Origin of the sequence: Ruminiclostridium hungatei, from assembly GCF_002051585.1 — a bacterium.
Lineage (GTDB): Bacteria > Bacillota > Clostridia > Acetivibrionales > DSM-1351 > Ruminiclostridium > Ruminiclostridium hungatei.
The window spans coordinates 17,586-32,185 of the sequence record NZ_MZGX01000036.1 but is presented as its reverse complement, the minus strand read 5'-3'; the positions used below and the strand labels follow the sequence as shown (position 1 = coordinate 32,185).

The following is a 14,600-nucleotide window of genomic DNA, read 5'->3' as shown; positions in this document are numbered from 1 at the left end:
ATTATATTCCAACTTGGCTTTTTACATAAAAGAAGATAAGGATAAGTTTTATAGAGATTTAATAGATAGTACTTTCGACAATAACTATACGTATTTTTTAAATGCTTTAAGAGGTCTTTATAGCGGTAGCGTATTAGATTACTATAATAATAATCGACCTCTTTTTGATGATGCTAACGAGCATGGAGGATTAATGTTATTGTTATCCGAAGTTAATCCTTTCAACCGATTTGAAGAAGTTAATACAGAAGTAAGGACTTTGAATGAACTACAGAAGATTATGCCAGAGGATAGTAATATTAAGTATTTAAGTGAACTTTCAGATAAAATTGGTAAATTTAAAATACAAGAGACGGATTTTTACATTTATTCATATTATATTTTTAACAAACTTAAACAACACCAATTAAATCGTGATCTCAATAATTATGCAAATCTAGCAAGCTGGCTTATTAAAGTCGATAAAGAATTTGATATAGTCACAAAATTATCAATGTCCGACGTATGGAATAATAAAGAAAGATGGGGCATAGAAGCCATTGCACAATTAATGTATAATTGGTGGATTTTGAAAAAGACTGATTATTTATATTTTATAGAAAATAATAAACGGGAAATATTAGAATATTTGAAGATAGTAACCTCTTCCTTAAAAATATATGAAAATCCAGATCACAAAGAAATACATGTAGAATATATATTACTGCCGGATCAAATAAAAACTGCAAATCAAGAAAGTGTTAAAAGGTTAAATATTATTTGTAAAGTATTGCCTATATATGAGACATATTGCGCTGATAAAATTAAGCCTTCAATAGAAATGCTTAATTTTCTTAATATACCTGACGATGCACATAAAGAAATGCCAATAAGAAATATAATAATTTCCTTCAATTCAGAATTTGCAAATCTTTGGGCAGATACAATAATGTCTAATTATGAATGCGCCTCTGTATACGATTTGCTTTGCTTTTGGTATGAATTAAGAGAAAAGATTGTAAAATTATTTAAACATAATGTATATATTTTAGAGAAAATATTAAACAAGCAAAAAATAAATAATGAACTGTTAGAATATATTGATGAACTAAGGGATAATATTTTTGTTTCATTAAGAATGGAAAAATTGTATCCACACCAGAAGCGTCCATTTGAAAAACCGCAAGAATTACCGGATACTTCAAAGGTAAAAGGTGCTTATTTTTCATCTATCAGAAATTATACGAATCAAATGGTTTCTTTATTAATGAAAAAAAATGATAATAACACAAGGCTTGCTTTTCTTAATTTGAGAGATGCAGAAAATAAGCTTTTCGAGATGCAAAGTTTTTTTAATAATATTGCAAATGAATCGAATAATTTTATTGCCGATTTTGATAGGTTATGCAAAGAAGAGGTTTTTTGGATAAACAGGTTAATAATCTTGAATGATTATTACCTAAACGTTAGGAATAACTTTTTTTATAATAAAAATTCAGTGAATCTATGGAAAATACAAAAAGATAGGCAGTATCTATCTTCTATTATCAGCAAAATTGACGAGACAAATCAATTTGGTTTCGATTTCGTATTTCCTTCAAAAATAATCGAAGAGGGGTATATTAAAAAAGTTCCGATAATAATAAAAAATTTTGACATAGAAGATGAAAATAAAATATCTACGTTAATCTTAGTTTTTGTTCCTGTTATAGATTTAGAAGTGGACTACATATATATTTTATTTTGTAATGGATCTACTACAGTAACAAAAAATGGATTAAGTATAAGTAAATTATCTTTAGAAAAAGTTAAGGCTTATTTTACTACAGAAAGTGAATCAGAATTAAAAGATATAACTCCTCCACTGCCAATAGAAATAACAAATGATATCTTATCTTGTTTTAATGATGAATTTCAGTTGGAGAAGGAAAAAGATTATTCTAACTTAGAAAATATTGATAATACATATCTGCAATTATGGGAATATTCCCAATATGCTAAAAACTTAACAAGCGATGATATAGAAGAAAAAAAGTATTTATCTAGATTGCAGAAAAATAAGAAAGATCAAATTGAGACCATGTTAGAAAAAAATAGAAATGTTGCACCAACCTATTTTGTTAACAAAATAGATTATTTAAAGAAAGCTGTAATCGAAGATAATTATTTATTTGACGATGTTGAATTGAATACTTGTCTAAATGAAATTCTTAAATACGCAAAAGCGTCTATAATATAGAACTTTGTTATACTTAAGTGTTGAAAGTCTGAAGACCATAGATAAAAAAATAATGATATACTGTTTTAGACGAGAGGTAAGAGATGTATATTAGCAAAATAGAATTATTAAATTTTGGTCCAATTAAGCATGCTAGTTTCAACTTATATAGTGATAAGATTAACTTAATTATTGGTTGTAATGCATCAGGAAAAACAAATATGCTAGCAGCGATATATTCACTTTTCTACGATGACAGCATATTGAATTTCTGTAGCGATTCAGAACTGTTTTCAGAAGTTAATATCACCCTTAATAATGGATATAATCATATAACTAAGAAGTATAGCACATCATCCTCGGAGCTTATCTTAAATCAATTTAAAGATATTTATTATTTCGCTTCTATAAACAAAAGAGATCATATATTTTTTTGTAATAACGAAAGTTTAAGAAATAATAGAAACTTTACAAAAGAAAATATACGAAAATCAATTGAATTTATTGAGGCGTCTGGAATTAATAATATGGATATGCAACAGCTTTTAAAAGATCAGATAGAGAGAGCTCATAGGTATATTTATTTATCGGGTGGAGAACAAGCCTTTATAAATTTGATTTGGGTTCTTTCCAAAATTCCAAAGGATTCTATTTTTATAGGAGATTCTATATTTTGCATGTTTGATTCTAAAACAGTACAGTTCATATTATCAATTATTCAAAATCTTGTAGGCATTCAGTTTGTATTATTAGAGAACGCTTATCTCTCTTCTGATATCAAAGATCCTGATATTCACATCCAATATTTAGACAATGATATTAATAATGAAACAAGAAGTCCAATAGCATTTAATTATAGTTTTAATTTTGAGGATAAAATTAAAATAGAAGAAAATCATGATAAAGATAAAAAAATAGAAGTTATTAATTACCGTATTGGAGACAAAATTCCAGAGGAAGAATGTAGATATACTGAATTTAAAGAAGTAAAAGGTGAAAATCCCTGTAACTCAATTATAAAAAATGCTGAAATATATATAATTTCGTACTTGAACAGTCAAGTAAATGATACGGGAACAATTCTATTTGGTATTAGTGATGATAAAATAGTTAAGGGTGTTAATCTCACATACGCGGACAAAGACAAAATCAGGAGGGAAATATCTGAGCTTATTAAACAGGCAGAACCATATATAAGCCCAGATTTATATACAATTAATTTTAAAGAGATTGTTAATGGCAATGGTATTCTTAAAGATACGTATATTGTTGAAATAGTAGTGAAATCATGTGACTCCGAATTACTTTATTGTACATCTAGAGGAGAAGTCTTTATAAAAACGGAAGGAGGAAAAACAAAATTAACTCCGACTCAGATTCAGCGAGAGATATTGTTACGTTCCAAAAAGATAAAAAGGAATAAAGCACCTCAATAATAGAATATTTCCGGATTATATTCATAACACACATTGCGTGTGTTGAAGTTTCACTGAAATATACCTTCCCGCCAAGGGGATACTGGCTTTAAACGGCATCTTTTTTACCCACTCAAGGCACGTGGAGTGTTGCGTGTTGATAGAACGGAAGTAGCTTGATATCAAAGGTTCGGAGCGATATGCCCCTTTTTTGTGCTGTGTTTTATGTTTCCGTGGACACACTTTTTTTGTTGCTTTTACATAGGGGGGCGTACAAAAGCGCAAATTTAAACAAAAGCGCGAATATCTAAGGAATTTTGCGTATTTGTTAAACAAAAGTGTGAAAGTGCTCCCCAACTTACCTCCACCAAATAAAATGCCTGTCATTGAAATGTATAAATTACTGCCTGTGCCTTATACGGGCGACCAAAACCTCTTGGATTTGACACAAGGGATACCGAACAAAGCAACACTAACTGAATAAACACCGTGTTTCAAGGACTTTCTGGGGTTGTATAGCAACCAACGGAGGGTTTTTTTATTTAAAAGATGATACATGATATGTCGCCGTCTTTTATGTATTTCGTAAATGTGGTGGTTTGACTGCCCACTATAAAACCTCCTGGATCTTTGCTAAAATGCCCCAATTATACATTGTTCATCATTGTATCACCGATACAGAGAATATTCAACAAATATCACTGTAAATTCCTGAGAACGCGAAGAAACTCACTTGTGATACACACTATCGTGTGATAGAATCATATAAACACAACTGTAAACTACTTACAGAAAGTGAAAGTGGAGTAATGTAAGTAAGTTATAAGAAGTTATGGAAACTATTGATTGATAAAGATATGAATAAGAAGGACTTGCAATTGGCCGCCAGGATTATCTTGGAATATTACGAAGCTTTCAAAAGTTGAAATGGTGAGCAGGGAGGTTTTGATGAAGGTTTGTAAGGCGTTGGATTGTGATATCTTATGTCGTAGAATTTAGGAATGAAATAAGTAGGAGGTCAAAATAATGGATATATACAGCTTATTCAGAGGCAGAAATAAAAGACGCTGCAGAGAAAGAATTACAAATTGTAAAAGATTACGAAAGTAATTTGGCTACGCATCTGTTAAATATTAAAAAAAGGATTTTAATGGATAATAATATGTTAATAAGTATCATTGCAGCAATTAACGCTGGCTTTAATATTATTTTATATGGTCCTCCGGGAACTGCAAAATCTACTATATCTGAATTTTTACCTGTGGAAATGTATGGCGCCAAATGTAATGTGCATACAGCAGATAGTGAGTGGAATGTAAGAAAAGTTATAGGAGGAATTACTGTGTCTTATGACAATTCAACAGGCACTCTTAAAGGAAAAATTGGACCTAAAGACGGATATATTGTTGATGATATCATGGAGTGCTATGAAAGTAGGCGTGCAACAACTGACTTTAATACGGTATTTACTATGATTGATGAGTTTAATAGAACGAATATGGACGAAGGTCTGGGACCAATGTTTACGGCAATGGGTTTAGACACCTACATATATCCACTTAAATCTTTTTGATACAGCATCAGATAGTTCATTGGGGAACGTTCTATCATACTTGTTCATGTTGCAAATCATTCTGTATCCCTTTGGTACTTGTATATGAATGTTGTTGAAGGAAATGTGTTTGGAAGCGTTGCATCAATATTGCCCACAAGACCAGTTAATCTTGAAGATGTAAATCCATTTAATCGCACAGACTTTTTTATGAACAATATCGCGAAAAACATATATGAGATTATTAATGATTTAAGAGAAGACCTCGAAGTCAGAACATCTTATAAAATTGATGCAATTAAGATTTCGTACCTCATTCAAAATACATCCTGTAGAGCCCGGGGTTAATAAGGACTTGCCATACTAAAATGGCAGGAATGGGTTTTGGTTAAATGTGGAAATTTTGAAGATCGTAAATGCACAATTAAATGATTGGCAAATATGTCACCGACGTGTCTTATAGGATAAACAAAGATGGCTTTATCCCCGTTAGTGGTTCGGGAAGCATAGTATATAGAGGCTTAAAGACTAAACTTGACGGCGGTTTGCAACTATACTGTTGATATAAATAAAATAACCTAAGAACGGAATCGCTATGGGAAAATATTTGAGGATTGTGGTATTGAGATAACATTAATTTACCGCGAAGTCACGAAACTGAAAAAGCAAGGGAGTTAAACAAGAAATGAACAATGAAATGATTGGCAACACTTACAAATACATCATTGACACATCTTATGGTATAAACAAAGACGGCTTTATTGCTATTGGTTCGGAAAGTATTGTTTATAAGGGCTTAAAGACAAAACTGGATGGCGGACTGCAGTTTTCCTGTGTACTAAAATTTAAGCCAAAGTCTATTTTAACAGACGGAAATATTGTGGATCGGTTAGAAATATTCAAAACTGAAGAGTGGAAGATTTTTGAGGAATTAAGGGAATGTAGATCTATTGTTCGAATAGACGATGTTATCGATAATTTGAGAGACTTCAGCTTGCCCTGCAATAGAATAGTCAGTGGTGTTATAAGCAACGATTCTTATTTTTGTGTTATTGAAGAATTCATTGATGGGTGGTCACTTGAGGAGTTTTGTAGGGAAGAGTACTGGAAACTTAGAAGAATTGAACCTCTTAGCAGTGGGTTAAGCAATGTTATAAATTATCACAATTTTAGCAACGATGAAAAATCGGCGGTTAATAATAGCTATAACTATGATAATACCTTAAAGTATCAAGATCAGATTTTGCTCTTCATGTTAAATCTATGTGAAATTATGGAATTTGTCACCGAACAGAAAAACATCTTGCATTTAGATATAAAGCCTGAAAATATCATGGTAACGAGATACGGCAAAGAATTAGTGCTGATTGATTTTGGTAGGTCAAAAAAAGTTACCAAAGCCAATAGATTCGCTAAAAGCCATTTATCTGATGTGAATTATAACGAAAACGAAAACCTGGATAAAATGTATCAGTATGGTACGTTGGGTTATGCTGCACCCGAATGCTATGCTAAAGCCGCAGATGATTCCCAATTCCCATTTGCTGCTGGTTTTGAACAAGGGGAAATGTCTATCGAAAGCGATATATTCTCTTTTGGTGGTACCTTCTGGGAATGTCTAAATATATTTGAGCTGGTTACAAAAAACAAGCAATTTACTGATGATATCCACGATTTCTACAGGAATAATTTTTTAAACGATGCTGCTTATTTTAATAGAGATTTATCTTGTACATCAGTCTATTATCATAAAAAGTTAGAGTCTATTGTAAAAAAGTGTACCCGAAAGCGTACTAATAATTATTGTGATTTAGAAAATAGAGATTATTACCACTCTTATAAGGATTTAAGGAAAGACATAGAGAATGCGAGAGATTCTGTTCCAACGATTGTAAAAGAAGAAAATCCGAAAGTTAAGAATGCTTTTAGCTTATGCGGAAGCATGCTTTCGTTGTTTTCCGTTTTCCTGATCATATATTTTATCTATCACCTTATGGCATTTAATATTGCTTTGGGTAAATGGGATGCCATAACTTCCAACTATAATGACACGCAGTTTTATAGACTCGAAGAAGTCGCAGAAAATCTTATTACTACTGCTTCTGCAAGCAGAGTAGATGATATATATGGAAAAATTGTCAGCTTTACATACAAGAGCGGAGATATATCTGAGTATGAAGCTACAATGATAGTAAGCCTTTTGCAGCAAATTAACAATAAAAATTTATTGCCTGAACGTGTTGACGAAATTATGCGTAACGCTAACACAAAAAAGTTTAAGGAGATTTCAACCGAAATTGTAAAGCTTGATGTAATAGGTGATAGCGTTGGTTATGATTTAGCAAGAGCAATTTTTAATGTTGAAGTAGGAAAAACCAAAATCGTAGACGCATATGAAACCTTGGGGAAATACAAAGACAATATTGAATTTCGTAATGCCGTTATCAAGCTTAAAAATACACTCGATAACGATGAAAACATAAATATAATTGCAAGAGATACAGAATTAAGCAGAGCTGAAATACAAGAATTCTTTAAGGTTTAGCTAAGAAGGAGGCGCAGTAATGAGGAAGTTGCTCGAAAAGTATGTGATAGTAAAATACATAATGGGTTCGTATCTGAAAACTTTACTAATTTATTTGGGGGGCTTTACTGCAGTTTTTGCAATCCTTAAATTAGCAGGGGTATATGCTGCTATTGAAAGTGCCCTTGATTTGAAATACAATTCGCCTTTCGTTTTAGCTCCGTTATATGGATTTGCAGCTTTAGCCATATTATGCTTTTTTATTGGATTCCTGATTTATTTTTATAAATATAAAAGAACTAACACAAAGGGTACGTTTTATAAGATATTTTCGGATATATTAAATGAAAATAAATAAACATAGAGGTTAGTTTTATGAAATTAAAGATATTAAATATTTTATCGGGTATTTCATTTTTTATTTCGTCGGCATGTTTATTAAGTATACCATTTCTTGATTTAAAAGAAGGGTTTACTATAGTAACTTATATTCTTGCGGGATTATTTTGGTGCGGATTAATTTCCGGCTTTGTTCTGCAAATAATACTTGCAAAATTGTGCAGGAGATTACCGGTTATAAAAAATAATAAAAGAATTCTTCGAATAATTGGGATAGCATTCCTGATTCTGTTGGTTGTGATGATACCTGTTATTATTTTTTTTAACGATAACAGATTTGTTCTTCCCATTAACCTGTTTTTAGTGCTCCTGTCTGTGGAGGCATACTTCGTAATCAGGCGGATGGGGCGGTTAAATGAATATGAAAGGATACATAAAAATGGCTAAACATATTAAGAAGAGTACCAGTCGGTTTATATCTCTCATGATAGCTGTCGCCCTTTTAGTCGGGATGATTCCAATATCAACGCTACCCAGTGTTTTTGCAGCGTTTGTACCTACATTCACTGTTGAAATGGACAGTGCAATCAGAGGCGACATTTCTATTACGCTTACAAATTCTGAAAACCCGGCAGAAACTAAAACAGAGCCCGTAATGGCGGGTGTAGCGGAATTCAGCGATTTTGTTAATCTGGACAACCCCTACGATGTTAAAATAACAGGCATGATTGGATACGAAGATTATTATAAATCGGGCGTATTCCTTAGCGACGCAAGCATTTCATTTAATGCTGTCGATTTTGAACAATTAGATTTCATTGTGGTCTCAGGTCAAATAACTGATGAAAATGGTACTACTTATATAGACGGCGGGACTATTTTTTATTCAGGATATGATAGCGGCTCAGTTGCCCTCGCGGGTGATGGCTCTTTTATAGCGACAATTTATAAGAATAAGTCCTATGACTTCTATTTTACGCCGACAAATCCTGTATATAGCTCTGTCTCTTTGGGTACTGTAAACAGTCTGGAGGACATTACTAATCTGAACGCTCAACTTTCTATCAAGACGTTTTCAATCACAACAACCGCAAGTGCGATTGGAACAATCTCTCCTTCTGAATCTTCTATTCCATATGGATCAAACAGAAGTATAACCGCTACAGCTAATTCAGGTTATATTATTGCGATATTTACTGTTGATGGAACCACTATTCCAGAAGCTATAGGTCTGGAGACGTATACATATCCTTTAGATAATATTAATGACAATCATACTGTTAATGTCACTTTTGCCATAAAAACATACGAAGTGGTATTTACATTCAACTCTTATGGAACAATAAAAGATGATTTATTCAACAATATAAATAGCGGGGGTAAAATCACTGCTAACGAGGGAACTAGCCCAAGTTTTACTGCGAACGCAAACGAAAATTATCATATCAGCAGCGTCATTATTGATGATGAACAGACTGACGGCATCTTTGATAATGCCCAAACCTCTTATTCGCATACATTCACAAATATAAGCGCCAACCATTCTGTCACAGTGATGTTTTCAATCAATATATATAGTATAAAAGTCTCCTGCACCGAGAATGGTTCCGTTACCGGCGGTTCTCAGACCGGCTCAACGCAATATGTCAGCCATGGCGAATCGCTTGCACTCACTCTGACTCCTGAGACGGGTTATGACGTTAAAGAAGTTTTATTAGACGGTATGCCGGTTGATGAGTATACCTTATTAGCCGATGGCGTTTCATATTCTTATATCATTTCGTCTGTCGCCGCCGACCATAATGTATCGGTTACTTTTAGCTTGATAGAGACTATATCCGGCGATGAAAGGGAGTTTTATGATTTGGCTGCCGAAAGCCTTATAAATGAATATCCGATAGTATCTGACAGTATACGCATTTATAGCTTTATAAATAACGGCGCTTCGGTAACTTTAATGCCCAAAGCTCCATATAGCATAATAAGAATAAATGGATCTGTGCACTCTGCTTCAGTTCAACTGACAAGTTCGACTTTGATAGATAAAATAGAAGTATATAAGAGTAGTAGTCCTGGTAAGGGCTGGAAAGCCATATCGATTCAAAATAAGCTTCGAATTATTATTGACAAAAATGCCCCTGTTGTCGCCGATATTCCACCGATGGAATGGACAAATCAAGATTATACCATTAATGGAACGGTAATGGATGAAGATACTGCAAATGCCCCGTCATCCGGCTTGTTGAGGGTTGTTTGGAGCAAAACGGCCTTAACCAAAGATCAGGCTTTAGCAGAGGCGACCAATATAGTTCCCGTTACAAGCGGGAGATATTCGCTTACAATTACAACGGAGCAGAATAACGAAAAGTACTATTTTTACGCTGTTGATAAAGCTGAGAATGTGTCCGACGCAAAAACAATAGATGTAAAAATCGACAAGACAGTGCCGGAAATTACCCAAATTACATTCCAAAAAAGGGAGATGCCTGTTGTCTCAGAGGTTATTAACTTTTTGACTTTCGGAACTTTTTTTAACGATGAAATTGAAGTGGTTATTACTGCTCAAGACCCAGGCATTTCATCGGGTTTAAAGGAAATCACCTTGTACGGCGATAGTGTTGCTGTCGAAACCAAAACTGTTACAGGAGCTTCTGCGGTATTCAAATTGACTCTTGAGAATTTTAACAGAAATGAAATCTCGGCATCTGTAAAAGATATAGCCGGCAATGATTCAGCAAATGATAGGCTTACCAAGCCGACTGATGTAATGACAAACGCGTTCAGCAATATTGTCAGTCTTAAAACTGAAAAGCCGACTATTTCTATTGCTCCTATGAGTAAAGCGATATATACAAATGGTGGTGAAAATTGGTATAACGGAAACGTAGGGTTTACTGTAAATGCCAGCACTGAAAGCGGCGGTATTTATTCCGTCGTAATTAAGGTCAACGGTCAGAATATTACAACAGACAAAAATGGCAAAGCTATAGATGCAAATTTTTTTGAATCTCAGACACTGCAGGAAACGTTTACAGTTAATACAGACTATAATCCTTTGGATGGAGAAAATAACATTGAGGTCATTGTTACTAATAACTACGGAAACAAAGAAACCGCCAGTATAAAAGTATTTATTGACACTACCAACCCAAAAGTTGTGGGATTTAAAATTAGTACGGAAAACGATGGGACCTTAAGTGATATATTCAACTTCTTGACGTTTGGGAGTTTCTTTAACGAAAAAGTAAAAATTACGGTTGTTGCCGATGACCGTTATGGAGCAACGTCTGGAATTAGTACAATTACCCTATACGCCGAAGGGAAGTTAATATACGGTTCACCCAAAGTTGCAACCAAAATTGACCACGGGATATACAAAGCAGAGTTTATTTTGCCGGAAAGCATAATCCCCAATGCAAAGCTTTTAGACGTAGGTTTAACGGCTGTGGCAATCGACAATGTTACCAATATAACAGGGAAAGACGAAGTCCACCCGTATGGTGTTCCGGTAACGGCTGCCGCTGTCAATTCCGACTTAAAAAACAGCAGATTGATGATTGAAACAATCAACCCCATAATCAATATTTCCTCTCCCAAACCTGTCTTTATTGATAGTGGTAACAGAAAGTGGTATTCAGGCGACGTTCCGGTAACAGTCAATGTTAATGATATGGATTCAGGTATCCGTTCTGTCCGGATTAAAATTAATGGTGTTGAAATTACGACCTGCACGGATGGGAAACCAATAAACGCTGATTTCTATATTGCAGAAATGCATGGAGAAGTCTTTCGAATCAGCACTAGTCAGGGGGCTCAAGCAATTGACGGTTCCTATTTAATTGAAGTTTCCGTTATAGATAATGCCGGAAATGTGTATTCTTTAAGCGATACTGTATATAAGGATATAGGCAGCCCTACAATCACCAGCTATAGTTTTATCCCGACAACATCTGACGGTATCAGCAAAACGTCGGAATTTATTGGCTATTTGGAATATGGCTTCTATTTTAAAACAGAATTTAACGCTGTTATCCATGTTTCAGATCCGGGCCCTTCGTCGGGTCTTGACAAAGTGAGCTATCGTCTTGTATCTTATCAGAACGGAACAATAACTGGAGAGACAAACGGAACACAAACTATTGCAGACGGTATGGCAGCGATTACTATTCCCAAAGGATTTAAAGGACAAATATTTGTAAAGGCATTTGATAATACAGACAACAAATCAAACGAAGAAAAGCCAAGGGGATTTGTAAGCGATGACACTGCTCCTAAAATTAGTATTAGGAATAATAACTCGACAAATTATAATGATGCCGACGGGAACAAGCTATATGTTTCCGATATGAGTTTTACTGTTGCTATATCTGATTACAGTTCCGGAATAAAAGAAATCGGATATTCCCAAAGTGCAGAAAAAGAGTCCTTTGAGAGAAAAAGCATACTGATTAAAAACACAGGCTACAGTATCGGTGATACCTTGGAAAACGGTTGGACAGTTTCGGAAATGGATTCAAACCTTGTTACGAAGGTGACAAAAACATTTCCATTTAGTTCTGACGATAATAATATTATCCTCACTTTTGATGCAACTGATAGTTCCGGCAACAAAGAGGGAAATATCCGGACTGAGAAAATGACGATTGATAAAACGACCCCGATAATCAATGTGGAGTTTCGTTCTGATGAAAGTAAAAACAATTATTATTACAGCACAAACCGAGTTGCGGATGTAACCGTTATCGAGAGAAATTTTGATTCTGATTTAGTAATAGCCGCTATTGAAAATAAATTCGGTAAAGTACCAACCTTTTCGTTTTCAAATAAATCAAAAACCGAACATGTCGCTGTGATTGATTTTGATGAGGGTGACTATATATTCGATGTAAGCGGTACTGATTTGGGCAATCATGTCGCGGTCGTTAATTTCAGCGGAGGAAATGAAAAGCTGTTCTATGTGGATAAAACCAAGCCCGGCATTGAAGATAACTTTGCAACATTTAGCAATAGTGCTACAAATAATAGTTTTAATACGGATAAAACCGCAACCATAAAAATAACTGATCATAATTTTGATCCCAAGCTGGTTGATCTGAAAATTTCAGGCAAGGATGCGGGAGGAGACCATAACAGTACAGGTTTTGTTGATATAACACCTGAAATATCTGGCTCAGCTCATTGGGAATCGGTAGGAGATGTTCATACAATCTCGCTAACGTTCAGTAAAGATGCTGTTTATAAGATAGAAATGTGCCCTAAAGATTTAGCCGAAAATAGCACTGACCTTAGAAGTACAACAGTGTTTGAAATTGATCAAACAGTACCGGTTGTTAAGTCTAAAAATGGCACTTTGGTTAGCGAAAATAATACTAAATTCGTAGATGTATATCCCTATTCAAGAAAAGACGCCCTTGCCCCCATCGTTGAGTTCAGTGATTTGAATATTGATCATATAAATTATGATTTAAAAGTTTATATTCCTGATCATACAAGCAAAGATGCGATAACAGTTATTAAGCCGGTTAAGGTGTATCTGGATGAAGATAAATACAAGCATGGAGTAATTAAGGGGAACATATTCAATTTGCCCAATTTTACAAAAGATGGTGTTTATGCGTTAGAATTAACCGCCGTAGATGCGGCGGGGAATGAAAGTCTGCTTAACCTGAATACATACGCGAGGATGATCAAGCAGGATGTATTGGCATATATCATTGAAAGTAACTTGGCAGCAAAAACAGGGTTGTATTCTTTTCAATATGAAAATGGGGATGCTATTAGCAAAAGACCGGATAACTTCAGCGATATCAAGATATGTATGTTCGCAAAGAAAGATACGGGCATTGATGTTGTTTTAAGAGACAATAATGCTGATGAAGTAAACACAAAAGCCACAGGAACATCAGATGACAGCATTTATGGATTCGGAATTCATAACTTCATCCTTAAATCGAATTTCTTTAAGGAGAATTTCCAAGACGATACAGATATTGAACTGCATTTATCGGCAAAAAATGAGGGCAATAGGATAGACCTAGGTACAATGCATATTGATAATATTGCTCCCACCTGCGAAGTGCCTGAAGAATTCAATTCATGGCATTGGTACTATGGCGAAGAAGAACGTACAATCACTATTTCTAATATCAGTGAACTAATCGACGAGAATCGGTCCAAGGTATACGATAACGGCAAGGAGGTGGGATTCAAATATTTGAGCGGTGATAATACTTTATCGTTTAAGCTCGAAAAGGGCTGGCATAACGTTGGGATTATTCTTGCCGACATGGCAGGAAATGTGAACAATGTCCAAGAAAAGGCAAATATCCATATTGGTTTTTTCTGGCTGTGGATTATAATAGCGTCATCTGCGGCATTAATTACCGTAATAGTTTTTGTGGCTATTCGTAATATAAGAAAAAAACTCAAATTGGAAAACGATTAGAGCATATACGATAATTGGTAAAATGAATAATTTAATGCTATATATTAAAATTACTCTAAACCACTTTAACAGTAAGAATAAAAGTAACCCTAGTAATACCAGTACAATGTCATTTTTCTTGACTTTTT

7 protein-coding genes and 1 pseudogene are annotated in these 14,600 nt (G+C 34.2%); all 8 read left to right on the top strand.

What is annotated here, in order from left to right:
• On the top strand, positions 1-2,218 hold a 2,218-nt coding region (locus CLHUN_RS22220; protein WP_165755812.1), incomplete at its 5' end, for a hypothetical protein.
• An 83-nt stretch (positions 2,219-2,301) separates the two neighbouring features.
• Complete coding sequence (locus CLHUN_RS20485; protein WP_080066556.1) at positions 2,302-3,633, top strand: RNA-binding domain-containing protein; 1,332 nt, start codon at positions 2,302-2,304, stop codon at positions 3,631-3,633.
• An 836-nt stretch (positions 3,634-4,469) separates the two neighbouring features.
• Positions 4,470-4,611: pseudogene (locus tag CLHUN_RS21860) on the top strand (helix-turn-helix domain-containing protein).
• A gap of 151 nt (positions 4,612-4,762) precedes the next feature.
• Positions 4,763-5,185 (top strand): AAA family ATPase, encoded by a 423-nt coding sequence (locus CLHUN_RS20480; RefSeq protein WP_080066555.1) that lies wholly within the window; start codon positions 4,763-4,765, stop codon positions 5,183-5,185.
• Positions 5,186-5,849: 664 nt separating this feature from the next.
• Positions 5,850-7,709, top strand: coding sequence for a protein kinase domain-containing protein (locus CLHUN_RS20475; RefSeq protein WP_080066554.1), 1,860 nt, complete (start codon positions 5,850-5,852; stop codon positions 7,707-7,709).
• 19 nt (positions 7,710-7,728) lie between these two features.
• Positions 7,729-8,046 (top strand): hypothetical protein, encoded by a 318-nt coding sequence (locus tag CLHUN_RS20470; protein WP_080066553.1) that lies wholly within the window; start codon positions 7,729-7,731, stop codon positions 8,044-8,046.
• A gap of 17 nt (positions 8,047-8,063) precedes the next feature.
• Positions 8,064-8,474, top strand: coding sequence for a hypothetical protein (locus CLHUN_RS20465; RefSeq protein WP_080066552.1), 411 nt, complete (start codon positions 8,064-8,066; stop codon positions 8,472-8,474).
• The gene (locus tag CLHUN_RS20460) at positions 8,449-14,472 is read left to right on the top strand and encodes an InlB B-repeat-containing protein (protein WP_080066558.1); all 6,024 of its coding nucleotides are present in this window, start codon (positions 8,449-8,451) and stop codon (positions 14,470-14,472) included. The genes CLHUN_RS20465 and CLHUN_RS20460 overlap by 26 nt, the downstream gene beginning before the upstream one ends.
• The last annotated feature ends 128 nt before the right edge of the window (positions 14,473-14,600 follow it).